Below are 23,653 nucleotides of genomic sequence, written 5' to 3' on the forward strand. Positions count from 1 at the left end.
GTTGACTTAATGCGTCGAGATTCAATCTTTTACAAGTTCTTTCAAGAAACTCCAACGCTGCTGTTTGAGCTATTGGAAGAGGCACCATCAAATGCGGAACAGTATCGATTTGATTCGGTGGCGGTGAAGGAACCGAAGTTTGAAATTGATGGGGTATTTTTGCCGCCGGATGCTGAACCTGGAGTTGTATATTTCTGTGAGGTGCAGTTTCAGCGGGATGAATTGCTTTATGAGCGATTGTTTGGTGAGTCGTTTTTGTATTTTTATCGCAACCGTCAGCGATTTACAGATTGGGAAGCGGTGGTAATTTATCCTACACGATCGACTGAACAATCAGAAACGCATCCCTATCGATCGCTCTTGAGCAGCAATCAGGTGCATCTGGTATATTTGGATGAGTTGGGTGCGATCGAACAGTTGCCGCTGGGAGTGGCGCTGATGGCGTTGACGACTATCGACGAAGCGAGTACGCCGACAGTGGCGCGATTGTTGCTGGCGCGATCGCAGCGGGAGGAGTCGGAAGCAGCTAGTCGCGCAATAATAGAGATGCTGACGACGATACTGGTTTACAAGTTTACCAATTTGAACCGAAGGGAGGCAGAGGCGATGTTAGGGATTACGCTTGAGGAAACTCGGTTTTATCGGGAAGCTAAGGAAGAAGGGCGCGAACAAGGACTCGAACAAGGCATTGAACAAGGCATCGAACAAGGCCGCGAACAAGAAGGAAGAGCCTTGATTTTACGTCAGTTAAATCGCCGTCTGTTCAATCGGCGAGTTGGAATTTTGCCGGAATCTATCACCACTAGAATTGCTGATTTGTCGATCGAGCAAATAGAATCTCTAGCAGAGGAATTGTTGGATTTTCAGTCGATCGAGGATTTAGAGGTTTGGCTGGAAAATTTGCCTAAGTGAGATGCGATCGCACTTTTGCCTGCATAATAGATCTCTTGCAAAAATAGCTAGGACGGGCTCTCCGGCCCATCCCACAATTTTTTTTTTCTTGTGGGATGGGCCGGAGAGCCCGTTCCAAAATTTGATTAAAAGGACTTTTGCAAGAGGTCTAATGAGTTGCTGTGTTGAATTGAGCGATCTAAGAATGATGGAAATGACAACAAGATATTTGCAAATTAGCTCATTTTGCAAAAGCAGGTAGTGGAACAACTCCATCACGCAGTAAACACGATCTCTATTATGGCGGAGGTATTCCTTGGGTAAAATCTGGTGATCTACCTGAATCAATAATTAGTGAAACTGAGGAAACAGTCACTCAGGAAGCTTTAGCAGAAACATCATTGAAGCTTGCACCCAAAGGATCTATCCTTGTTGCAATGTATGGCGCTAATGTTGGTCGTGTTGGAATCTTAGGTATTGATGCAACAACAAATCAAGCAGTTTGCCATATTGTCCTAGAAAAAGACAAGGCTGATTCGAGATATATTTTTCGTGCCTTACAGCAAAAACTGCCATAATTCATATCAAGAAGTGTCGGCGGTGCACAGCCTAACATTAGTCAGCAAATAATTCGAGAGACAGAAATTCTACTGCCACCGATCGCCCAACAGAAACAAATCGCCGCAATTCTGGACAAGGCGGAGGAACTTCGAGCGCTGCGTCGCAAGGCTTTGGGCGAATTGGATGCGATCGTGCGATCGATATTCCTTGAGATGTTTGGCGATGTAGGAGCGACATCCCGCTTTCTTGTTGAGCAACTCGAATCAGTTTTAAAACAACCTCTTCAAAACGGTGCTTATTTTTTAAAAGATGCTTACGTTGAAGATGGCGGAATAGAGATGGTTCACATGAGTGACGCTTTTTACGAAGTTGTCATTCGAGGTAATCTTAAGCAGGTCATTTGTAGTGCTGACGAATATAAGAAGTATCGTATTTCTGAAAAAGATATTTTGATTGCTAGAAGGTCTCTTAATTATGAAGGAGCAGCAAAACCTTGTTTGATTCCGCCTTCACCTAATCCACTGATTTTTGAATCGTCATTTATTCGCGTAACCCCGAACCCGGAAAAAATTGGTGTTCTATTTTTGTTTCATTATCTCAGCAACGACTGGGTGAGGCAGAAGTGTATTAAACCATTTCTTACTCAGTCAACAATTTCAGGTATCAACCAATCAAACTTGGCGCGTGTGCCTGTACTTACTCCTCCCCTCCGGCTTCAACAAGAATTTGCTCGGCGGGTGGAAGCGATCGATCGTCTCAAAAATACACATCGCGAATCCCTCACCCAACTCGATGCCCTCTTCGCCTCCCTCCAACATCGCGCTTTTCGAGGAGAGTTGTAGCCGTCGGTAAAAGAAGCGTGGAATCGTTTATAGACAAAATATTTAAACAACCAGCATCTTCCCAAATTAGCGCCAATAATCGATATTTATGGACTATAATAGAATTAATAAAAGTTTCAGTGCAACAATTAAAACGGAGGTAATTAGCATGACTACTGTACAAGACGTTGCAGCTTATATTCTCGCCAAGAAAGGCGAACTTCCCGCTATGAAACTTCAGAAGCTTTTGTACTACGCTCAGGCATGGTCATTAGTCTGGGATGAAGCCCCCCTGTTTCTTGAAACCGTAGAAGCATGGGCAAACGGGCCTGTTATTCCCGACCTCTACAAGCACCACAAAGGGCAATTTATCGTCTCAGAGATCGCAGGTAATCCCGAAAATATTACCCCGATCCAAAAAGAAACTATTGATAAAATCCTGGAATTCTACGGCGATCGGACTTCCCAGTGGCTGAGTGACTTGACCCATCAAGAAGAACCCTGGATCAGTGCCAGAAAAGGACTCGCAGCCACACAGCGCGGAAATCAAGAAATCACACTTGCTGCAATGGCAGAATACTACAGCAGCCTGTAACCCTGTCACTCATGTCCAAGCAGAAAAAACAGCCAAAAGTCAAATCCCAGCCCGCTCCTCAAAAACAACCCAAAATCGCCGAAAATCCTCAAGATTACTACAATCGTAATCCAGCATGGCGAATTTCAAAAATGGAACTAGCCTCTCACTATGGTTGGCAAAATATTGATGGAGAAAAACTCAAAGAGATTCAAACAAAACTCACTAACTTTGAATCTATGACGTGGCGGGAGATATTGGTTGACAGTAAAAAACAAAATCATACCGTGCCAATTAATAAGCTCTCTAAACTAGCCCGCGAGCGACTCAGCGAAATCAATCTCGATGATTTGGATGAACTCACTTCTTTACGCTTATCTGCGACCGAAAGAATCTGGGGCATACTCAATCAAGGCGTGATGGAGCTACTTTGGTGGGACCCGAACCATGAGGTGTATCCCACCCAGAAAAAGAACACTTAAAACCTAGATTGCAGTAAAAATGTGTAACTTTCTATGCTGCGATCGCAACCGGAATTTAATTGATCGAGCCAGCGAGTTAGGGCGATCGTCGCAGCGCTAGAAGAGAAAGACCGTATTCCGGTAGTGCGCGAACAAATGGCACTAATTCAAGACATTCTAACTGATGCCTGGTGAGAAAATGTCACAATTCCCATTCTAGAAGGTGCCCGTAACAGGCTGCGATCGCTGATTCGTTTGATTGAAAAGACACATCTACAACCAATTTACACGAATTTTACCGACGAATTAGGTACTGAAACCTCCTTCGATCTGCCTGGTTTAAACAGCAGCCAGTTCGATCGCTTCCGTGCGAAAGCGCGTCAGTTTTTGCAAGCTCACGAAAATCATATCACAATTCATAAGCTGAGATCCAACCAACCGCTGACACCAAGCGATTTGAACGAACTAGAACGAATGTTGAGCGAAGCAGGTATCGGCGAACCCGAAGAGTTAGCAGCGGCTAAACATTTAGGTTTGGGGTTGTTTATTCGATCGCTGGTGGGACTCGATCGTCACGCAGCAAAACAAGCGTTTGGCGCGTTTTTATCCGGCTCTAAGTAGGTCGGCGGAAAAATCCATAAGTATGTAACAAAATATTAAGTCTGGTGACGGGACTTGAATTTAATACGTTGTGTTGGGTAATCTCCTCTTTTTCCTCTAGCTTCTAGTCCGTCAATTACGGCGTAAGCGAGTTCTAATTCATCCTCAAACATTTGTCCGACTAATTCATCTTCTTTAATGTGTTGCCACTCTAATTCAATTGGGTTCATTTCAGAACAATATTTGGGTAAGAAAAAGATATATAAACCCTGACTTTCCCACTTTGACCATAACTGTTTAACCTCGTGACATCGGTGTATTGGACCGTTGTCTTGTACAATAATTCTAATCCGTTTCATTTGGGCCGCTTCTTCTGCTTCTTTCTCCATCATCTGAATATAAGCTTTTCGATCAACACCTCCAATTACCAAACCATATACAAAGCTACTTAAAGGTTCAAAAAGCCCCACAATACTTAATCTACGACCTCGATTTTTAGTTTGCTGTATCCGTTTTTGTTGACCTTTTTTGTAATATGTATAACTTGGTTTACTCCACGCACAAAATCCTGATTCATCTAAATATTTTAAGTCGATTTCTCCGGCTGCCGCTGCTAATTCCAGCATATCTAGGTCTGATTGCTTTATTTCTCGTTGTTTGGGGTCTTGTTTTCCTTTATGACTTGGACTAGCTCTTTTCCAAATGATTCCTTTTTTTTAGTACCCGTCTTAGTCGGTCTGGACTTAATTTAATAGAGCGCTCTTTTTCTAATTTATCAGCTAATTGAAAACTGTTATATGTACGTGGTTCTTTTTTTAAGCATTCTGACAAAAACTCTATATCTTCTTCTTTCCATTTGGCTTTTACCCCTCGACCTGGTTTTTCCCAAAGGCTTTCTATACCAAATTCTTCCCATTTATGTAAGACTGCTCTCACTGTTTGTGAAGCCCAGTTAAAGTGAGTAGCTATTTTCTCAACATACCAGCCATTTGCGTTTAACCTGATTACTTCTGCTCGATCTTTGACTTTTTGTGGTAATGAGCGCCGTTCTCAGATTAAATAGGGTTTTGTCTTGCTTTTGAGTCAGAAATACTCTTAATCGAGCGCCCATATATTAATTACCTCACTAGAGCTATACCTTTCTTTATGTATGTTAACATAGTTTTGTTTTTTTTCGCCGACCTACTTACATTCTCCGCGAATTCGATCGAATTCATTAACTTAATCATCGATTATCTAACGCATCATGGCGTGATGGAAGCCGGTTTGCTGTATGATTCTCCATTTACAGACATTAATGCTCAAGGCCCTGAAGGCGTGTTTAGTCCCACCCAAGTCGATACATTGGTTTTGGTTTTGGAGCAAATTAGCGCGGCGGCGGCTGCATAAATTTCAGTGGGCGATGCTGTTGATTTGCACGGTGTTTTATCCCCGCACAGTCAAACAGTCGCTTAACTCAAACAAATCCGATCACCAAGGATTACCAATCATTCTAAAAGCAGACCAATAATAGGGATGAGAAAAATTGCGCGTCGCCGTGTTTGCCAATTCCGGAGGTAGCGGCACATTACCAACAGAAGTCCGCAACATCCCTCCTTCAATCTGCACATCTTGGCGCAACATCGCTAATTGCGCTTGCCGGAGTGCTTCTGCTTTAATCGGAGCAGTTTTTAACTGCCCGTAAAACTCCGCCATCAATCCTAAACTGCCCTCGTCGCTGACATACCAAAGAGTCGCCATAGCCGATTTAACCCCGGCTTGCACAGCTAACCCGCCAAAGCCTAACTCGGCTTCTCGATCGCCCACAGCAGTCTTGCAAGCACTCAAAACTAACATTTCAACTTGCGGGCTGTGCCAATTCATTTGCCGCAACTGATCCAAACGCAATTTAGTATCCCACAACTGAATAAAGGATTCGCTAGGAGCTCCAGATCGAAATTCAGCGTGGGTAGCCAAGTGAATCATCCCAAAAGGCTGCTGCTGGCGCTGCGATTTCAAATTAGCCAGGGTGAAAGCTTCGTTCAAGAAAGACTTACCAGGCCACTCCTGCGGGGTAATTGTCGATACTTCTACCTCCACCGCAGGTAAAGGATTCATATCTGGAAATTGCGACGCGCCCATTGCCAAAACTTGAGTATTTTTGAAATTGGCGGGGCTGGTATCTGTCAAACTCAGACTCGGCATTGAGCCGACGCTGTAACGCTCTATCAGAAAGCCTTTGCCGTCGTGGAGTGCGGCCATTGGGATCGATCGCAACCCCATATCTGAGATAAAAGATAAATTCTGAATGCCTTTGGCTTGCAACTCTGCTTCGAGCGGCGCTACCATCCACTGGTAGAGCTGCTGAGCCAAGGGCAAATAACTTTTAGTGTTGCGCTTTACCGGATTAGTCAGTTCATCGCGAAATTTCCGAACAGCTTCCATTACCTGGGCGCGAGAGGTTCCAGGGATGCGCTGGCGAACGGGTACGCCTTCGGGGGTGATCACCATCAGTTCCAGTTCGTCAGAGGCTTGAATTTGCTGTTCTACGCGCAGCAACGGCGAACTGTTGTATGGTCGAGCAAGGGTAGAACCCTTGGGTACAAAGCTCATATAGACAAGAGCTGGTTTGATGCCTGTGGCTTTTTCGACACTGCGAAGGGTATTTTGGGCATCTTCTAGGGTGGCGATCGCATTTGTTGATGGCAAATTTAGGTAATCGACAAAATCACTGGTAAACCTCTCTTCTACTGGAAAAATAACGGTATTGAGGTTGGTTGGTAAGTTGGAAACGTAAATATTTGGGGAGGCGGGAGTTGAATTGCGCTGTTGTAAGGAATTAGATATCTGGTTTTGCTGTTGCAAGCTGGGGGAAAATAAAGGATTTGCGTTCCGAGGCCCGCTGACGGAGAGCACAGGAGCCAGAACCGGTGCGTTTGACGGCGCGAGATTTATTGGCGCCGCAGCAGGCACAACAGATATCTGGTTGGGTGAAACTGCTGGAGGCGTTACTGTTACTGGTGCAACTGTTTGATTTTGCACTGTCGGGGCGATCGGCAAATTTGAGACCGGTGCTGGATTTGGAGGAATTGTGGGTGCGGGTGGCACATTTGGTACCGGTGCTGGATTTTGACTAATTGTGGGTGCGGGTGGCACATTTGATACCGGTGCTGGATTTGGAGGAATTGTGGGTGCGGGTGGCACATTTGATACCGGTGCTGGATTTTGAGGAATTATGGGTGCGATCGGCAAATTTGATACTGGTGCTGGATTTTGAGGAATTGTCGGCGCTGGTGTCAAATTCGATACTGGTGCGGTAGGTTCAGTAATTGCCGGGGCTGGTGGCAAATTTGATACTGGTGCGGTAGGTTCAGTAATTGCCGGGGCTGGTGGCAAATTTGATACCGATGCTGGCGTCGGCGTCGGCGTTAGCGTTTGTGCAGGCGTTGGTGCAGGTGCAGGTGCAGGTGCAGGTGCAGGTGCAGGTGCAGGTGCAGGCGCAGGTGCAGGTGCAGGCGCAGGCGCAGGCGTCGGTGCAGGTGCAGGTGCAGGCGCAGGCGCAGGCGTCGGTGCAGGTGCGGGCGTCGGTGCAGGTGCAGGCGTCGGTGCAGGTGCGGGAGTTGGTGCGGGCGCAGGCGTCGGTGCAGGTGCGGGCGCTGGTGCTGGTGCTGGTGCGGGCGCAGGCGTCGGTGCAGGTGCGGGCGCAGGCGTCGGTGCAGGTGCGGGCGCAGGCGTCGGTGCAGGTGCGGGTGCAGGTGCGGGAGTTGGTGCGGGCGTTGGTGCTGGTGTTGGCGCTGGTGCTGGTGCTGGTGCTGGTGCTGGTGCTGGTGCTGGTGCGGGTGCAGGTGCGGGTGCGGGTGCAGGAGTTGGTGCGGGTGCAGGAGTTGGTGCAGGAGTTGGTGCGGGTGCAGGAGTTGGTGCGGGTGCGGGTGCGGGTGCGGGTGCAGGAGTTGGTGCGGGAGTTGGTGCGGGAGTTGGTGCGGGAGTTGGTGCGGGAGTTGGTGCGGGCGTTGGTGCTGGTGTTGGCGCTGGTGCTGGTGCTGGTGCTGGTGCTGGTGCTGGTGTTGGTGCGGGCGTACCCGATACTGAAGAAGCCGTAATGTTAATTCGCGTCGGCTCTACTATCTGAGGGCCTGGGCTGGAATAACCTCCAGATGCAATAACATTTTCCTTGTTCGCACCCCCAGTGGCAATGCTACCAGCAGTACCGTTCAAGCTGTTATAGTCGGGCCCGACGCCGAAAAGAGTGTTGGTGGCTTCGCCGCCGTGGCGAATGGTGATATCTCCACCATTAGCGCTACGAGTCGCAGCGGCGGAAATGCTGCAAGCTTGGGACAAGCAGTTGCTATCGTTTGTGAAAGTGCCTGTGGCTCGGAAATGACGGCCGGCTGTAATGTCAATATTTCCTCCGGCTGTTCTTCCTTCGGTGTTGATACGGGTTACTTCGATGTCGTTGCGGGCGTTGAGGGTGACTTGGCCACCTTGTTTTTCTTCGGAGTTGGCGTCTATGAACCCTGTTTGAATGCTGCTTGAGGGTGCTGCAATACTAACGTCTCCGGCGTTGCTGTTTTTGTCGATCGAGCTTGCGTTGATATTGCCTGTTTCTACTTTTCCTGTACGGCTGGTGACGGTGATGTTGCCGCCTGCGGTGGTGTCGGAGTCGGAGTTGATATCGACAGTGCTAATGTCGCCACTAGCTTCTAGGGCGATTCGGCCGCCTTGGGAACTTCTCAGGTTTCCGCTGGCTGCAATGCTGTTGGCTGCTTGAATGTCGATCGCCCGAGCGTTTGCATCTTTTAGCGCAACGTCCCCCGCAGCTACTACTCGGTTAGACGCCGTGAGTACCACTTCACCGCTGGCATTGACGCTGATGCCTGTAGCGTTTGTTTCACCGATGCCTGTGAGCAGTTCCGGCAAGGATGCGATCGGCAATGCCGAAGCTGTTACCGCTGTTCCACTGCTGCTGGTTGCTGAGGGCGGCTCGATTTCCAAACTTAGCAAATTGCCTCGCTGGCTGACGCGCACTAAATTTGTCCCGGAGACTGATGCTACGGTAAGTTGACCGTCTGGGGCAGAAAGGCTGCCTGTGCTGACAACGGTTCCGCCGAGCAAGGTTAAGTTCTGCCCTGACTTGACTGCTAAGTCTGCCGTGCTGATAATTGCCGCTGCTTGATCGGCTCCAAAAGCAAAGGAACTGGGCGCGCCTGTCAGAGATGTGTAGGTGTTAGTACCGTCCGCGTTAAACGAGTTTGAACCAAATCCAATAGCGGTGGCGGTGGTTGCTGTGAAAGAAGCCGGCACGTTTAAGCTGGCACTGTTGCCAAATATGATGCCGGATGGATTCATCAGAAACAAGTTAGAATTGCCGCCTGTTACTTGAATTAAGCCGTTAATAATCGACGGGCTACCGCCGCCTATGCCCGCTAAAATGTTGCGAATGTTGGGGTTTGATATAAAGTTGGCAATCTGATTTTCCGACAAGCCGAATTCTGTAAAGCTGTGGAAAAGATTTTGTCGATCGCTCGATAATTGCCCGCCTTGAATATCGAAGCGAGTTTGCTGCCCAGGAGTTCCGCTTTGGGGTTCGCTAGTGACTGTTGTGTTCGTTCCCTCCGCCGCTGGAACAATAGTTTGACCTTGGGCTTTTGCTTGTAAAAAGTAAAGATTTATTAAGATAATTGGCAGAGAAAGTGCCAGTTTGCTTATTCTTTTTTTAGACAGACATCTCGCCTGTATTTGAATATTTTTGGCGGTTTCCATAGGTTTTTAAGGGGTAAAATATATACACAGAAATTAGGTAAAAAAACCTAGTTTCTCGGAAAATTTGGGGTTAAAGACTGTATATTGATGAAGCTACCGGGTTTCGGACTGCAAGTGCGTTCCAGACTCACTTTCCCAACTCACTGAGGAAAATTTCCCTGTAAAATTTGCCTCTGCATTTGCAATTCCCCGAGCGTATCTTCTGCACAATCTAAATATAACTCGCAATGCCTAGAATCTGTATCTTCCCGATGACATATAAAAAAAACTGGCTTTCCTAGACGCACTCCGACCCCTAGAAACCGTTTTTTTTACATTAGTGAGAGTTTGAAGGAAGTATGGCGGTTTAAAAAATCGGCTTCTGCGCCCAGAACTGACCGGTAAAAATCCACGTAAAAACTTTTTCCTTTCCTTTTATAAAGAACAAAAAAAGCCGGCTCTACAATTGCCGACCCTTAAAATTATGACAAAAATAAGAAGTGCTGGACGCAACGGGTACATAAAGTGTAAGGTGCGTCAGAAACGGTCGATTGCTTTTTCCTTCCTGGACGTAGAAACCGAGTTTTTTAACGAAAACACTTAGTTGCAGTCCAAGGCTTAAAAAACTCGGTTGCTTTGGTATTCCTAGACGCAAGGCTGCATAGAAACAGGGTTTTTTAACGAAAATAATTCGTTGCAGCACACAGAAACGATAAAAAACCCCGGTTTCTTTAGTGCGTATGCGTAAGTCTTGTTCTTGCTTCTTGCTTCTTGCTTCTGGCGGCTGCCTTTCGGTTTTAATTTGTTGCCCTGTTGCTGTTTAATGGGCTCTCCAGGCGGATTTGTTGAACTATTTAAGAGTTAGTTGGGAGAAGTTTGGACGGTGGGCGAGGGACTTGGTGAAGCAGGGCTCGGTGAAGCAGGGCGCGGTGAAGCAAGACTCCGTGAAGGATTTGCAGGAGGAGTGGATTGCGTGGATTTTTTGAGGCCGACAAAAGCGTCGTAACGGGTGGTACGATCGCCAATGACGGCCGCTGTAACGCCGATCGACCGCGTGGCGTCTATCCACATTTTTTGGTTGGGAGGAAACTCCGGCAAAGCTAGGTTTTTCGGGTTAAACGCACTCTCGGTGTCGATGAAGAAATTGCCATTGTGGGGTTGAAGTTGCGATCGTACTGTTTTCTGGAACAGTTCGCTGCTTAAAAGCGGACTTTTTGGTGCCGGAACGATCGCATCAACCACTGGAGCTCCTACTGTCATAAACGCTACATCGTTCATCCAGCCGCGAGTTACCGTAATCCCTCCAAACGGCGATGTCCATTTTGTCGCAGGTTTGCCGCCGACTTGAATTTCCTCAACTCTAAACCCTTTCATTTTCATCGTTTCATCAAGCTGTTTCAGGGATTTGTCGGCTGCGCCCCGGTTGTTTGTTTCCACCATAAATACAAATCCGGCAGCAAATTTGTCTTTGGGATTTTGTGCGGGGGCTGGTATTAATGATAGAGAAAATTCTCCCCCCATCCAGTTCATCAAGTCTTTATCTAAATCCATGCCCGTAGTGGATTTTAAACCTGTGCGCAAAACTTGGGGATTAATCGGGGAAATCGGGTTTGCCTCGGCTCCCAATACATAGTCTTGCCACAAACGCTGCAAGTTGCCGCCGGATACCATCATTATTGTATTGCTTGGCAGGCGGTTAACCATTTTTAGAGCATTGTTTTCTACTGCTATCCTTCTGGTAGAATCTGGTTTTAGCCAAGAGACTGATTTGAAGGCAATTCCTTCTGCATCCAGCGTCGCTGTGGTGGCAAATCCCTGATTTTGTTGCAGTTTTTCGAGGCTTTCTGGCGAAATTTCGCGAGCTGAGTTGGCGGCGGCATAGGCGGCGGCAACGGGCATATTGACGTAGATTTGACCGAAAGCGCCCGGACTTTTTATTTTGTCTATGGCGTCTGCATAGCCAGGGGTTTTTGCTAGGGAAGGTTCGCCTTTGTAGGTGTCGATTATTCTGTCTGTAGCGCTAGAATCTGTGGTGACTGCTAGATAGCTTGTGCCGAGTACCGCGACTGAGAAATTGCGATCGGGTACGCCTTGAGTTTCTGTGACTTGGACGCCTTTATAATTACGCTCAACTATTTTTCCTTGGCTGAGAGGCCTGGGTTTTGTTAATAATTCTTTGGCTTTGATCGGGTTGGCAATTGGCAGGATAATTGCCACTGACTGTTGAATTGGCGGAGATGGGGGCGCGTTGGGTGCTGTCGGGGGGGCTGGTATAGCTATTTTGTTGCGGAGAAAGGCTACCATTGCTGTGTTACCCACCCAGGGTTGAATGTCTTCCTGGTAGGCGTAGCCGTTGCTTGTGAGGATGCGATCGCGCATTTCGCTTAAAAACCTCTCAAACGAAGCTTTTGACTCCGGCGTGCCAAACTCTCGCAGTCTATTCCACTGCGATTCATCGGTGGTGATGGATAGGGCCATCATCGTATCTTGCGGGACAACCGTTGCCCCCGCCGGCAAATCTTTGGCGGGCCCACGGGAAATGACGAGGTAGTAGGTGACAAAGCCTAAACCGATCAGAAGTGTGGCGGCTCCGATCGTAAACAGCAGGGAAGATTTATCTTTCTTAAACATTATTCGTAAGGTTCTGGTGCTCGCAACATGATAGATTATTTTCTTGGCTCATGTAACAGATACATTAGCAGATACACTTAACCGGGCAAATCTAGGAAAGTTGACTGTTGACTGTTGAGTGTTGAGTGTTGACTGTTGACTGTGAGCCGAAAAACAGAAAATTGTGCTTATATTTGGTGGCAGATTGAAGGAGACTTTACCAGAACGATGCTACCGGATTTGATCTAAGTCCGTGTCAGGAAACCCAACACAAAAAATCTGGCAAGAGTTTTGTGAAATGGTATTAACTGAATCAGTTTCTTGCCTTAAAGTCTTTAAAGATAGTTTGAAACGAGTACATCAGGCGGTGGACATCGTTTGTGGCTCTAGGAAAAATGTTGAGTTCCCATTTTTTGCGAGCAGTAGTTAGCAGTTTTGCTATGGGTTGGGAGTAACTGTTAGAAATGAAATAGCTGCCGCCTTCGTAGCGAATGTCTGACGCTAAGCCGATAAAAGCACCAGCCATTTCTAGTTTTAGTTCCGAGGTGCTGTGTTCCGATTTTACTGCTAAAATTACCTGCGAGTGCCGGGGTTCGCGGTTGAGCAAGCGGCAGATATTTGCTTCTTTTTGGTACAAAATTAAAACGTTACAGTTGTGCAAAACTCCGGCTCTACCTTGGACTTTTACTCCTAGGTGAACTTCCAAAGCTGGTTTGTCGGGAAATTCCACCACAGCATGAGTGTATGGATGTGCAGTGCCGTGGATTTTTCCCGCTGTTTTTCTAAATGTTAAATATTTCGGTGTTTCGTCGTCTAAAACATTGTTGTAATAAATAGTACCGCCTTCATTAGCAACTGCTTTTAGCAGAATAGTGAAGAGGTAAGTATCAAAAATTCTGGATTGTTCTGCCGCTGTGTTAAAATCAGGATCGATCGAGCTTTTTAATTTGCTTTTTATTTCGGAATTGATGGCGTAGTTGCTCGGCCCGGAAGGCAGTTTTTCGAGCAAGTGCTTGAGGGCGATCGCCTGTTTGTGACGGGGGGCGGTGACGCTGGAGGTAAACTCGATTGTTTTGGCAGTTTCGGCACCTGAATTGGCAAAGGTAATTTTTGTGCCGAGGGGAGAGGTTTCTGATTCTACTTTCAAGAAATAAGCAATTTCGTCTTCCATTTCGGAAGTGTTCACCGTCGCTTGTTCGACTGCATCAATTAACAGCAAAAGTTGTTCTTTTGCGGTATAATCTTCTATCTTAAGCAGGGGTGTTTTTCGTTTGAGCGATCGCTCTTCAATTACTTTGCCTATCTCTACAGTATCCGCTACTTGTTGAACTACCCAACCCAAATTAAACTCATTCAGAATTGCCGCCAGTTCTTGATAGAGTTTGGCGTACTCGATCTCGTCCATAATTGTTTCTGCGCTGCATACTATTCTGATTATACAAGCTGATTTGATTTTTTGGTCAATGGCTGGTGAGCAACTGCGCAGATTGGCTGTGATGGCGGTGTGGTGAAGTGTTCGAGTGTTCGAGTGGGGAAAATTTTTCTCTTGGCTGAACATCTATCCGTCACATCCGTTAAATCCCGTACACTGCTGGTTGCCGAACTTGCTGCTGCTTGAGAGAGACAATTGGCAGTAAGCTATTCTACGACATTTGTAGCGATCGAACTATGGCAACTATCAACGACAACTACCTCAAACTCAAAGCCGGCTACCTGTTTCCCGAAATTGGGCGCAGGGTGAAAGCCTTTGCAGAGGCGAATCCCGAAGCGCCCATCATCCGGCTGGGGATTGGCGACGTGACTGAACCCCTACCGGCTGCTTGTCGGGAGGCGATGGTGAAGGCGGTGGAAGACATGGGTTCGCGGGATAGCTTTAAAGGATACGGCCCGGAACAAGGTTATGAGTGGCTGCGGGAGAAAATTGCCGAGCACGATTTCAAGTCGCGGGGATGCGATGTGGATGCTTCGGAAATCTTTATTTCTGATGGTTCTAAGTGCGATTGTGGCAATATTCTCGATATCTTTGGCAATAATAATACGATCGCAGTTACCGATCCAGTGTATCCGGTGTATGTAGACACTAACGTCATGGCCGGACACACGGGAGATGCGAACGAAAATGGCGAATACGGCGGCTTAGTTTACCTGCCAATTACAGCAGAAAACAATTTTACTGCGGAAATTCCCACCGACAAAAAAGTCGATTTAATTTACTTGTGTTTTCCGAATAACCCGACCGGGGCAACTGCAACCAAGGAACACTTGCAAGCTTGGGTAAATTATGCTAAGGCTAACGGTTCGATTATTTTCTTCGATGCAGCTTACGAAGCGTATATTACCGATCCGAGTTTACCGCATTCTATCTACGAAATTGAAGGTGCGCGTGATTGTGCGATCGAATTTCGTTCTTTTTCAAAGAATGCTGGTTTTACGGGTACTCGCTGTGCGCTAACAGTTGTACCGAAGACTTTGACTGGAAAAGCAGCAGATGGTTCCGATGTCGAAATTTGGAAGCTGTGGAACCGCCGCCAATCTACTAAGTTTAACGGAGTTTCTTACATCGTGCAGCGCGGTGCTGAGGCGGTTTATTCTGAGGCTGGCAAGGCACAAATTCAGGCGTTAGTCAATTTTTACATGGAAAATGCTGCGATTATTCGCGAGAAATTGACAGCGGCGGGAATCGAGGTTTTTGGTGGCGAAAATGCACCTTATGTGTGGGTGAAAACGCCTCACGGTTTGTCGAGTTGGGATTTCTTTCAGAAGTTGCTGGAAACTTGCAATGTGGTGGGAACTCCGGGTTCTGGTTTTGGTGCCGCGGGTGAGGGTTATTTCCGCATTTCGGCCTTTAATAGTCGGGAGAATGTGGAAGAGGCGATGAGACGGATTGTGGAGAAGTTTAAGGTTTAAAAGCGCGAGAGATAAGTCTTTTTGGGGCGGGCAAGATGCCCACCCCACAAGAAATTGATATGTTGTGGAACAGGCATCTTGCCTGTTTCTGTGGGCGGGCAAGATGCCCACCCCACAAGAAATTGATGTGTTGTGGAACAGGCATCTTGCCTGTTCATGAAAATAGTAAAAGATGTGAGTTATAATCTAAAATGATTGTGGCTCAGCGTTTCAATAAAAAATACCAGTCAACACCAGGAGTTTATTATGCACTTGTTACGAGTTCAAGTTCCTGATTTTCGCGGTTTAAAAGATATTGACATCACTTTTGAAAAAGATTTTGTTCCTAATATTTTTCCGCTGGGCAGTCACAATGGCGGCGGTAAAAGTACGCTGTTGCAGTTAATTTTCGTGTTGCTGCATTGTTCTCTTGATGAAGATAAAAAACCGTTTTTACAAAATCTGCTTCAGGGATTTAAAGTGGCTGATGGGGAAGACAAAAGAGTCTTAGCCATTATTGACATTTGGGATAGAGAAAACATCGTCAATCTTGAATTTTATTGTAAAAATTTTTCTTTTCTAGAAGGTACAATCGAGGATGATGTAGATATAAGTTCCGAAAATAATATCGAAAATAATATATATATATGTTCTGTTGGAAATTTGACAAAAGAAATATATGACGGCCATACAATACTAACACTCCCAGTGTTAAACTGTCGTTTTAACAATCAAAAAAAGGAGGCAGCAAAATTATTCTTAGATAAGGTATCGTGTAAAATATTTCTAGCAGCTCCTTCAACACAGGTTTTTTTATTTCTCCCGCAAAAATCTAGGGAACTATTATTTAAAAAATCCAGTAGCGGAGACAATAATTATTATGGTATACTCGAATCAGCACGATCTGAATTACAAGGCTTGTTTACCTATGACTTCCTTGCTGTAGAGCTACTTATTGAATCTTTTAAAGCTGCTCGCGATCGCGACTTCAGAGAAGCGATTAAAACAGGTAGCTACGGGAACAGCTATCAAACTCTAATTAACGACTTAAATCTGCTATTGGGAAACAAAAAGATAAATTTAAATGAAGATTTTTCTGGAGTCAACTTTCAATTGTATAATAATGGTGAAACTATAGAACTATATCCCGAAGATTTAAGTCACGGCGAACTAAAAAGACTTAGCATTTATATATGGCTCAAGTCCCGGAACATAGAAGATGCTATTGTTTTGATGGATGAAGTTGAAATTGCTTTTCATCCAGATTGGCAATATCAAATTATATCAGACCTCAAAGAGTGGGCGCCCAGCAATCAATATATTCTGGCAACTCACTCCTACGCATTGTGTGAAGCTCTGACACCAGCTCACGTTAAAGAAATCGAGCCAAAACTGATCCAAGAAGAATCCTAGTATTATAAATGAGTCTTAATCCAGAACAGCTAACAAAACATTGCGAGGCAATTCTTCAATCTCGCAGAATTAAAAACAAAATTGTGGTATTGTGCGAAGGTGATATTCGGAAGATGCAGGGTAGAGAGTCACCTCAAACTTATGGAGCAATGGAGCAAATGCCTGATGCAAACTTTTATAAGGCTTGCGTTCCGACATGGTGGAGACAGAAGCGACCGGAATTTTTCATCTGTGGCGATCGCCAAGATGTAATAAACACCTACTTTACTCTTCCAATATTACACGAACAGAAGACAAAGGATAGGAATAATTCATATTTAGATCCCGATCGACTTTTTGCAATGATAGATTTAGACTTGCAACTGCAAAAGATAGAAAATTCCAAGTTTACAACAGATACAGAGGCAATTTTTCTCGATATTTACGAAAAATCGCAGGTGAAAGAGCAAAACGCACGAGAGCACCGGATCTGGATTACAGGTTTAATCCACAAAGAAGCATATTTTTTGACACCTGAACTTCAATCAGTATTTGATAATTATCCTAATTCTCCGTATTATAAATATCAAGGAAATTTAGTGTCACTAACAAATATTTATAGTGATATGGCTGATGCAATTAGTAGCGACAGCGATTTACAGGCTAACGTAAAGAGAGCATTCGAGCGCATTAGTTACTGTTCGGAATTGGATTGTACAGAATTAGACTTAGACAAATTCCAGGATTCATGGAAACATCAGTTTCAAAATACGACTGATGCCACCCAGAAGCATGAGTTAATAGTAGCTTTGCTGACAATTAAAAAAGCTAAGGATTATTGGCATCAAATTAAGTCATCCGGTGACTTTAGCGAGAAATCTAGGGAGGAATATTGGGTATTATTTAGAGAGCAACTCTCGTTAGAAATTGGGAGATTTTATTCAAAGCAAAATAGCGATGTTAAGTCTCATATTCCTTTTTTTTTCAAAACATTGTATGAGTTCGTTTAAATAAAACGCCTCAATTATAATATTCCATTTTCTATCCATCAGAATCGCTAGGAAAACCAAATTGGTCTGGTAATTCAGCAGAGGTAATTTGCAGAATCTCTAGCAACTTCTTGTATTGAACAGGCGTTAGCTTCGGTACAGATCGCCCAGCTTCCCAGTTGCTTACCGTCGCTTCCGTAACGCCAAGTGCTTCTGCTAGCTGCTTTTGAGTCATAAACCGCTGAACTCTCAGTCGCATTAGGGGCGATCGATCGGCTCTTTCTGAGGTTTCCATAGGCTATTTGTTAAGTTATATTAATTTATTTGAGTTTTGCCTAAAATGATTGACATCTACCCTAAATTAATTTAGGCTTAACCAATAGAGATTAGACAGCACCAGCTAAGACACTTGTGCTGTAGGGGAATTGCTGTCTTTTCTTCAACTTGTTATTGTACGCGGTTTTACCGTTACAAAGCATCAAACCTATCCAAAATTATTAGTCAAAGCTATGTTGCAAGATTCATCATCGAACCAAACATCGCCGAATGTTTTAACCAACCAAACCTTTGAGGACGATCGCGAAGCAGTCCGTCACGTCATCATCGGTTCGCCGCTGGGGGTACGCCGAACTATCCACCAACTGCACGCATTGCGCTACGAGGAAGCTGTTCGTTGGACTCATCCGATCGCCATTCCCGACAATCGCATCATTATTACACCGGAACAAGGAGAAATCATGAGTTTGTTAGTTAAGTTAATTCGGTTGGATTGAAGTGTCAAATGTGCGATCGCCCTTTCGAGCATTGTAGTCGAAAGTGCGATCGCAAATCTCCCCTCCTTCCCCGTGCTACACTCAACGGATATCTCCACAAACTCTTATTTCGCACAAACTTAACAACTAGCTCTCAATTCAGCTTATGATTGTTATCGCTCCCATCCTCAAACCTGTCAGTCAAATCGAGCTTGCTCCCGGCAGTGTCGTAACTATTCCCAATATAAGTTGGCTGGAATTCGAGTCGATTTTGGAGGAGTTGGGAGAAAAGCGATCGGCACGAGTTGCTTACAGCAAAGAGACTTTAGAAATTATGGTTCCTTTACCAGAACACGAAATTCCCAGAGATTTAATCTCTGATATTGTCAAAATTTTACTCAAGTCGGCGGGCAGAAGATACCAACCATTCGGTTCTACTACTTTCAAACGGGAAGGTGCAGCAGGAGTTGAACCTGATGCTTGTTTTTACATTCTAAATTATCAGCGGATGATTAGTCGCCGCCGACTTTTGCCGGACGATCCGCCGCCGGATTTGGCAATTGAGACGGATGTTACTTCTAAAACTACGATCGATGCCTATAAAATTATTGGAGTTCCAGAAGTCTGGGTTTATGATAGTGGCAGGCTTCGCATCTATTTGCTGCAACCAGATGGAGAGTATTTGGAATCTGATATTAGTCCGAATTTTCCGGGAATTGCGATCGCCCAACTTATCCCTGCTACAGTGGAACGTGCTTGGCAGGTAGGAAGTTGTCAAGCATTAGAAGAATTTGAAAGTGCGATCCTCTCCGAGGGCTTCGCTAACGGCTAAACTGGCAGGATGCGTTACGCGCTTGGCGTTTCGCATCCAAAAAACTACACAATTACTGCCAATTTGTCAACCCCCAAATGTCGATAAATTGTATCTCTTTGCTGATAATCCCGCCCCAAAGAACGAATCGCATTTTGCAAATCTTCCACAGACTGACAACTGCCGCCAACTGCACCGGCCATTGTAGTAATGTGCTCTTCCATCAAAGTGCCGCCGATATCGTTGCAGCCCCATTTCAGGGCTTCTGTAGCTCCATCTAAACCTAATTTTACCCAGCTTGGCTGGTGATTGGAAATCAAATTTCCCAAAAAGATTCTAGATACAGCAGTGAGCAACAATGTATCTGCTAAAATCGGTTGGTCGCGGCCGACTCGACTGCGTAAAGGAGCCGGTGCATCCTGTCCGACAAAGGGCAGTAAAATGAATTCTGTGATGCGCGCTGGATAGTTATTGTTAATTGCAGTTTGTTGGAGCGATCGCACTTTTTCTAAATGCAAAACCTGCTGAGAGGCAGTCTCAATATGCCCGCAAAGCATCGTGCTAGTTGTCGGCAAACCCAGACGGTGAGCCGTTCCCACAATTTCTAACCAAGTTGCAGAATCTAGTTTTTCCGGGCAAATTATCCTCCGCACCGCATCGTCGAGAACTTCCGCCGCAGTTCCCGGCATCGAACCAACTCCCGCATCTTGCAAAGCTGAAATTACATAGCTGAAACTCAGATTATCTTGTCGGGCAATAAATTCTATTTCTTGTGGCGAAAAAGCGTGCAAGTGCAACTGCGGAAACTTATCTTTAATAGTTTTTACCAATTGCAGATAATAAGGCAAAGATGCGCCGCCCTGTTTAGCTTGAAGATTTAAGCCACCCTGCATACAAATTTCTGTCGCATCCCGTCGCACTGCATCAGTTGCCTTCTCCTGAATTTGGGCTGCATCTAACCAAAAAGCACCTTCATCTCCGTCGTCGCGGCGGAACGCACAAAAACTGCAATGCTGCTCGCAAATGTTGGTAAAATTAATATTGCGATTTATAACATAGGTAACAGTATCCCCTGATTGTCGGCGGCGGAGCAAGTCAGCGGTTGCTTGAATTTGGGCGATCGCCTCTGGATCTCTTTGCTGCAAAAGTACCAATGCCTCGGCGGTAGAGATGTTATAACCTTGTAAAGCGCGATCGAGAATTGCATCCACAGTTTTACTTTGTACTCATTTATACCATGACTGCCTAGAATTAAGGCGTTTTTAGATCTTAACAAATCAATCATAGAGGAACGATCTGCTAAAATCTCAAGTCTTACAAAAACATCTTTTAGTTTGTGACACTTAAATTATGGGCATCAACCAAACAAATCATCTGTTGCCAGTGCCTTCTGGGCCTTTGCAAATTCCTGCTGTACCGACTTTCGCTTCAACTTTTACAGACGCAGATACAGCGCCCATTTATTTTTCCCTCGTCATTCCCACCTATAACGAGTGCAAGAATGTCAAGAGTATTGTGGAACAATTGAGCCAATTGCTTGATGGCATGATTCCTGGCAACTACGAGTTAATTGTAGTCGATGACGACAGCCCCGATCGCACCTGGGAAGTTGCCCTGTCCCTGACACCAGAATATCCGCAATTGCGCGTGATGCGCCGCTCAGACGAGCGGGGACTTTCTACCGCCGTAATTCGCGGGTGGCAAGCCTCTAGGGGCGAGGTTTTGGGGGTGATCGATGCCGACTTGCAGCATCCGCCGGAGACACTATTGCAGCTTTTAGCAGAAATTCAGCGGGGAGCCGATTTGGCCGCTGCGAGCCGCCACGTTGACGAGGGCGGGGTGAGCGACTGGAGCGTTGTCAGGCGATTTTTGTCGCGGGGAGCTCAAACAGTCGGATTGATTGTACTGCCGGGAGTGGTGGGCCGAGTTTCCGATCCGATGAGCGGCTATTTTATGGTGCGCCGCAGTTGCATTGCCGGCAAAACGCTAAATCCTGCGGGTTACAAAATTTTGATTGAAGTCCTCGGGAGGGGAAACATCCGCTGGATTGGAGAAGTTGGTTACGTGTTTCAGGAGCGGAAGGAAGGCGAGAGCAAAGTTACTGGAAAACAGTATATTGAGTATTTGCGGCATTTGCTCATATTGCGGTTTGCCCGCTGGCCGATGGGTAAGTTTCTGCGGTTTGGCCTTGTGGGTTTCAGCGGCGTATTTGTGAATATGGCGGTTTTGTACGTGCTGCGCGAAATATTCAATTTGGAGCTGACTCGCAGTCTGATTCTTGCTGCTGAATTGGCAATTATCAGTAACTTTTTTTGGAATGATTTGTGGACTTTTGGGGATATTTCTAAGCGGCAGCCGGGAATGAAGCAACGCTTGAAACGGCTGTTGAAGTTTAATACAATTTGCTTGATGGGTTTGATTTTGAATGTGCTTCTGGTTAATGTGATGTTTAATATTTTGGGGATGAATGAATATTTAGCGACTTTAATTGCGATCGCAGTCGTGACTCTGTGGAATTTCTGGATCAATATGAAGCTGAGCTGGCGGGTGACGGAAGTTGACAGTTGACAGTTGACAGTTGACAGTTGACAGTTGACAGTTGACAGTTGACACTTGACAGTTGGCAGTTGGCAGTTGGCAGTTGGCAGTTGGCAGTTGGCAGTTGGCAGTTGGCAGGGAGGGTTTTAAACAGTTGATAGTTAACAACTAGCAACTAGCAACTATCAACTGTAAACTGTCAATTATCAACTATAATAACTGTTCTTGCCAAGACCTTTGAATGACTGAATTGATGATTAAGAACAAACAACTGTTGTTGCTCTTGCTGTGGATGGCGATCGCCCTAATGCTGCGTTTTGCCAATTTGGACTCGAAACCGCTGTGGACAGACGAGTTTTCGACTCTGGTGTTTAGTTTGGGCAACAGTTTTCGCGGGATGCCGATCGATCGCGCGATCGATCTTTCTACATTATTACAACCGCTACAATTGCGCCCCGATGCTGACACCGCCGACGTGCTCCGCAATTTGCTGCTAGAAAGCAACCATCCACCTGTATATTTTATACTCGCTCATTGGTGGATGCGGTTGTTTGGGGTTTCTGAGGATAGTTTAGTTTGGATTGGGCGATCGCTCCCGGCGTTATTAGGCGTAATTTCAGTTCCAGCTATCTACCTTTTAGGCAAATTTGCATTCAATTCTCGTTTAGTTGGTCAATGTGCGGCCGCAATGATGGCAGTTTCTCCCTACGGCATTTATCTCGCTCAAGAAGCCCGCCATTATACGTTAGGAATCTTATTAGTTATTGCCTCTCTTTTTTGCTTAACCTTAGCTGCCAAAAAACTGCAACAGCGCGCTCCGCTGCCTATTTGGGCGCTGCTGCTTTGGATATTTTTTAACTGTTTGGGAATTGCTTCTCACTACTTTTTTGTGCTGACTTTGTGTGCTGAAACCATCGCCTTAATTGCTGTAATTTGGCTACAATTTAATCAGAAATTGGCAACTTCAAATAATCAGCATCCGAATATTTGGCAATTTCAAATTATCTGGCGGCTTGTCGCAGTAGCCCTGGGGACTTTAGCTGGCGGTTTAGTTTGGTTGCCGATATTTTTGTCAAATAAATACGGCAGCGAACTAACTAATTGGATTGTCAGTGGCGATCGCACTTTTGTAGATTGGATCGCGCCGATTTTCCAAGCCTTAGCGGGATGGATTACTGTCGTGTCGCTGCTGCCGGTGGAATCGCCAAATTTGGCCGTAGTGGCTGTATCGGCGATCGGCATGGCAATATTTTTGATCTGGGCGCTTCCCATCCTGTTTGACGCTATAAAAAACACCTGGAAAGCCACCGAGACTCGTTTAGGTACTGTTATTTTTGGCGGATTTGCGATCGGAGCAATTTTCCTATTTTTCAGCTTTGCATACATTCTAGGAATTGACCTAACTCGCGGCCCTCGATACAATTTTGTCTACTTTCCGGGAGTCATATTACTATTAGGAGTAACCTTAGCATTTATTTATGACACACCTACAACAAAAACTCGATGGTTTAATTTACCTGCTGTGGAAATTGCTGGCAAAAAAGCAGTTATGCTAATTTTAGCAATGGGTTTTGTGAGCAGTGTAACAGTAAATTCCAATCTCGGCTATCGCAAATATTACAAACCAGATCTGTTAATTCCGATTATCCGCGAAGTCTCGAAAGTTCCCGTCTTAATTGCTACTACTCAAAAGACTCATGTAGAAATAGGAGAGTTGATGGGAATAGGATTGGAATGGGAAAGAAGTAAGAAGGAAGAAGTAAGAAGGAAGAAGGAAGAAGGAAGAGGCAAGAAGGAAGAAGTTAAAGCGTTTGATTCTCCACAGTTTCTTTTCATTAAGCAGAGAAGGGATGCGCCGGAAATTGTGGCGGGGATACTTGACAAGACACTAAATCAATTGGAACGTCCGCTAGATTTGTGGTTGGTAAATTTTCGCGCACCTGTCAATTTAGCAGCACAAAATTGTCAGTTTGAATCTCGCGATTTACCTGGTGTGGATGGGTATGAATATCAAGTTTATCATTGTTCTCGGTTATAGGTAAGGGGCAA

19 protein-coding genes and 2 pseudogenes are annotated in these 23,653 nt (G+C 45.5%); 14 read left to right on the forward strand and 7 right to left on the reverse strand.

Annotated elements, in window-relative coordinates; genetic code table 11:
• Positions 1-9: 9 nt before the first annotated feature.
• Both QUA44_RS07175 and QUA44_RS07180 read left to right on the forward strand, forming a co-directional pair.
• Positions 10-912, forward strand: coding sequence for an Rpn family recombination-promoting nuclease/putative transposase (locus tag QUA44_RS07175; RefSeq protein WP_333249449.1), 903 nt, complete (start codon positions 10-12; stop codon positions 910-912).
• Positions 913-1,118: 206 nt separating this feature from the next.
• Positions 1,119-1,550, forward strand: a pseudogene (locus tag QUA44_RS07180) (restriction endonuclease subunit S); the annotation flags it as partial.
• Here QUA44_RS07180 and QUA44_RS07185 read toward each other — a convergent pair.
• Positions 1,507-1,689: a hypothetical protein gene (locus QUA44_RS07185; protein WP_333249604.1), complete on the reverse strand. Its 183-nt coding sequence runs from the start codon at positions 1,687-1,689 to the stop codon at positions 1,507-1,509. The pseudogene QUA44_RS07180 and the gene QUA44_RS07185 overlap by 44 nt on opposite strands.
• On the opposite strand from QUA44_RS07185, the gene QUA44_RS07190 reads away from it, so the two are divergent.
• From QUA44_RS07190 to QUA44_RS07205, 4 genes are all read left to right on the forward strand, one after another.
• Positions 1,665-2,294, forward strand: a complete 630-nt coding sequence (locus QUA44_RS07190) for a restriction endonuclease subunit S (RefSeq protein WP_333249602.1) — start codon at positions 1,665-1,667, stop codon at positions 2,292-2,294. The two genes, QUA44_RS07185 and QUA44_RS07190, sit on opposite strands and share 25 nt — an antisense overlap.
• A 148-nt stretch (positions 2,295-2,442) precedes the next feature.
• Positions 2,443-2,868 carry a type II toxin-antitoxin system antitoxin SocA domain-containing protein gene (locus QUA44_RS07195; protein WP_333249451.1) on the forward strand — a complete coding sequence of 142 codons (426 nt, stop codon included), beginning with the start codon at positions 2,443-2,445 and terminating at the stop codon, positions 2,866-2,868.
• Between the two features lie 131 nt (positions 2,869-2,999).
• Positions 3,000-3,329 carry a hypothetical protein gene (locus QUA44_RS07200; protein ID WP_333309597.1) on the forward strand — a complete coding sequence of 110 codons (330 nt, stop codon included), beginning with the start codon at positions 3,000-3,002 and terminating at the stop codon, positions 3,327-3,329.
• Between the two features lie 234 nt (positions 3,330-3,563).
• Positions 3,564-3,929, forward strand: coding sequence for a type I restriction-modification enzyme R subunit C-terminal domain-containing protein (locus QUA44_RS07205; protein ID WP_333249455.1), 366 nt, complete (start codon positions 3,564-3,566; stop codon positions 3,927-3,929).
• A gap of 35 nt (positions 3,930-3,964) precedes the next feature.
• Here the strand turns inward: QUA44_RS07205 and QUA44_RS07210 are convergent.
• Positions 3,965-5,019, reverse strand: a pseudogene (locus QUA44_RS07210) (IS630 family transposase).
• 35 nt (positions 5,020-5,054) lie between these two features.
• Between QUA44_RS07210 and QUA44_RS07215 the strand changes: the two are divergent.
• Positions 5,055-5,297, forward strand: coding sequence for a type I restriction-modification enzyme R subunit C-terminal domain-containing protein (locus QUA44_RS07215; RefSeq protein ID WP_333249457.1), 243 nt, complete (start codon positions 5,055-5,057; stop codon positions 5,295-5,297).
• A gap of 81 nt (positions 5,298-5,378) precedes the next feature.
• On the opposite strand, the gene QUA44_RS07220 is transcribed toward QUA44_RS07215, so the two are convergent.
• The 3 genes from QUA44_RS07220 to QUA44_RS07230 all read right to left on the reverse strand — a co-directional run bounded on the left by QUA44_RS07220 (position 5,379) and on the right by QUA44_RS07230 (position 13,641).
• Positions 5,379-9,647: a CHAT domain-containing protein gene (locus QUA44_RS07220; RefSeq protein WP_333249459.1), complete on the reverse strand. Its 4,269-nt coding sequence runs from the start codon at positions 9,645-9,647 to the stop codon at positions 5,379-5,381.
• A gap of 840 nt (positions 9,648-10,487) precedes the next feature.
• Complete coding sequence (locus QUA44_RS07225; protein ID WP_333249460.1) at positions 10,488-12,257, reverse strand: DUF3352 domain-containing protein; 1,770 nt, start codon at positions 12,255-12,257, stop codon at positions 10,488-10,490.
• A gap of 292 nt (positions 12,258-12,549) precedes the next feature.
• Positions 12,550-13,641 carry a hypothetical protein gene (locus tag QUA44_RS07230; protein WP_333162088.1) on the reverse strand — a complete coding sequence of 364 codons (1,092 nt, stop codon included), beginning with the start codon at positions 13,639-13,641 and terminating at the stop codon, positions 12,550-12,552.
• A 263-nt stretch (positions 13,642-13,904) separates the two neighbouring features.
• Here QUA44_RS07230 and QUA44_RS07235 point away from each other — a divergent pair, with 263 nt between their 5' ends.
• From QUA44_RS07235 to QUA44_RS07245, 3 genes are all read left to right on the forward strand, one after another.
• On the forward strand, positions 13,905-15,143 hold the full coding sequence (locus tag QUA44_RS07235; protein WP_333162092.1) for an LL-diaminopimelate aminotransferase: 1,239 nt from the start codon (positions 13,905-13,907) through the stop codon (positions 15,141-15,143).
• A gap of 246 nt (positions 15,144-15,389) precedes the next feature.
• Entirely contained in the window at positions 15,390-16,535 is a 1,146-nt protein-coding gene (locus QUA44_RS07240) for an AAA family ATPase (protein WP_333249462.1), read from the forward strand.
• An 8-nt stretch (positions 16,536-16,543) separates the two neighbouring features.
• A complete protein-coding gene (locus QUA44_RS07245; RefSeq protein WP_333249464.1) occupies positions 16,544-17,524 on the forward strand; it encodes a hypothetical protein in 981 nt (326 codons plus the stop codon).
• Between the two features lie 31 nt (positions 17,525-17,555).
• Here QUA44_RS07245 and QUA44_RS07250 read toward each other — a convergent pair whose 3' ends face one another.
• Complete coding sequence (locus QUA44_RS07250; protein WP_333249466.1) at positions 17,556-17,798, reverse strand: helix-turn-helix transcriptional regulator; 243 nt, start codon at positions 17,796-17,798, stop codon at positions 17,556-17,558.
• A gap of 130 nt (positions 17,799-17,928) precedes the next feature.
• Here QUA44_RS07250 and QUA44_RS07255 point away from each other — a divergent pair, with 130 nt between their 5' ends.
• Together QUA44_RS07255 and QUA44_RS07260 are read left to right on the forward strand one after the other, a co-directional pair.
• Positions 17,929-18,276 (forward strand): hypothetical protein, encoded by a 348-nt coding sequence (locus tag QUA44_RS07255; RefSeq protein WP_333309600.1) that lies wholly within the window; start codon positions 17,929-17,931, stop codon positions 18,274-18,276.
• Positions 18,277-18,421: 145 nt separating this feature from the next.
• Positions 18,422-19,087 (forward strand): Uma2 family endonuclease, encoded by a 666-nt coding sequence (locus tag QUA44_RS07260; RefSeq protein WP_333249470.1) that lies wholly within the window; start codon positions 18,422-18,424, stop codon positions 19,085-19,087.
• A gap of 44 nt (positions 19,088-19,131) precedes the next feature.
• On the opposite strand, the gene cofH is transcribed toward QUA44_RS07260, so the two are convergent.
• Entirely contained in the window at positions 19,132-20,277 is a 1,146-nt protein-coding gene (gene cofH, locus QUA44_RS07265) for a 7,8-didemethyl-8-hydroxy-5-deazariboflavin synthase subunit CofH (protein ID WP_333249472.1), read from the reverse strand.
• A 139-nt stretch (positions 20,278-20,416) separates the two neighbouring features.
• On the opposite strand from cofH, the gene QUA44_RS07270 reads away from it, so the two are divergent.
• Both QUA44_RS07270 and QUA44_RS07275 read left to right on the forward strand, forming a co-directional pair.
• Entirely contained in the window at positions 20,417-21,634 is a 1,218-nt protein-coding gene (locus QUA44_RS07270) for a glycosyltransferase (protein WP_333249473.1), read from the forward strand.
• A 211-nt stretch (positions 21,635-21,845) separates the two neighbouring features.
• Positions 21,846-23,642: a glycosyltransferase family 39 protein gene (locus tag QUA44_RS07275; protein WP_333249475.1), complete on the forward strand. Its 1,797-nt coding sequence runs from the start codon at positions 21,846-21,848 to the stop codon at positions 23,640-23,642.
• The last annotated feature ends 11 nt before the right edge of the window (positions 23,643-23,653 follow it).

The sequence above is a fragment of the Microcoleus sp. N9_A2 genome, from assembly GCF_036701775.1.
Taxonomy (GTDB): Bacteria; Cyanobacteriota; Cyanobacteriia; order Cyanobacteriales; family Microcoleaceae; genus Microcoleus.

Bases quoted from the DNA above. Each gene is read 5' to 3' on its own strand.
- QUA44_RS07220 (WP_333249459.1), bottom strand. From the start codon at position 9,647: ATGGAAACCGCCAAAAATATTCAAATACAGGCGAGATGTCTGTCTAAA.
- QUA44_RS07225 (WP_333249460.1), bottom strand. From the start codon at position 12,257: ATGTTTAAGAAAGATAAATCTTCCCTGCTGTTTACGATCGGAGCCGCC.
- QUA44_RS07230 (WP_333162088.1), bottom strand. From the start codon at position 13,641: ATGGACGAGATCGAGTACGCCAAACTCTATCAAGAACTGGCGGCAATT.
- QUA44_RS07245 (WP_333249464.1), top strand. From the start codon at position 16,544: ATGAGTCTTAATCCAGAACAGCTAACAAAACATTGCGAGGCAATTCTT.
- QUA44_RS07260 (WP_333249470.1), top strand. From the start codon at position 18,422: ATGATTGTTATCGCTCCCATCCTCAAACCTGTCAGTCAAATCGAGCTT.
- QUA44_RS07250 (WP_333249466.1), bottom strand. From the start codon at position 17,798: ATGGAAACCTCAGAAAGAGCCGATCGATCGCCCCTAATGCGACTGAGA.
- QUA44_RS07200 (WP_333309597.1), top strand. From the start codon at position 3,000: ATGGAACTAGCCTCTCACTATGGTTGGCAAAATATTGATGGAGAAAAA.
- QUA44_RS07195 (WP_333249451.1), top strand. From the start codon at position 2,443: ATGACTACTGTACAAGACGTTGCAGCTTATATTCTCGCCAAGAAAGGC.
- QUA44_RS07215 (WP_333249457.1), top strand. From the start codon at position 5,055: ATGTATGTTAACATAGTTTTGTTTTTTTTCGCCGACCTACTTACATTC.
- QUA44_RS07185 (WP_333249604.1), bottom strand. From the start codon at position 1,689: ATGTCGCTCCTACATCGCCAAACATCTCAAGGAATATCGATCGCACGA.
- QUA44_RS07175 (WP_333249449.1), top strand. From the start codon at position 10: ATGCGTCGAGATTCAATCTTTTACAAGTTCTTTCAAGAAACTCCAACG.
- QUA44_RS07190 (WP_333249602.1), top strand. From the start codon at position 1,665: ATGTTTGGCGATGTAGGAGCGACATCCCGCTTTCTTGTTGAGCAACTC.
- QUA44_RS07270 (WP_333249473.1), top strand. From the start codon at position 20,417: ATGGGCATCAACCAAACAAATCATCTGTTGCCAGTGCCTTCTGGGCCT.
- QUA44_RS07235 (WP_333162092.1), top strand. From the start codon at position 13,905: ATGGCAACTATCAACGACAACTACCTCAAACTCAAAGCCGGCTACCTG.
- QUA44_RS07240 (WP_333249462.1), top strand. From the start codon at position 15,390: ATGCACTTGTTACGAGTTCAAGTTCCTGATTTTCGCGGTTTAAAAGAT.
- QUA44_RS07275 (WP_333249475.1), top strand. From the start codon at position 21,846: ATGACTGAATTGATGATTAAGAACAAACAACTGTTGTTGCTCTTGCTG.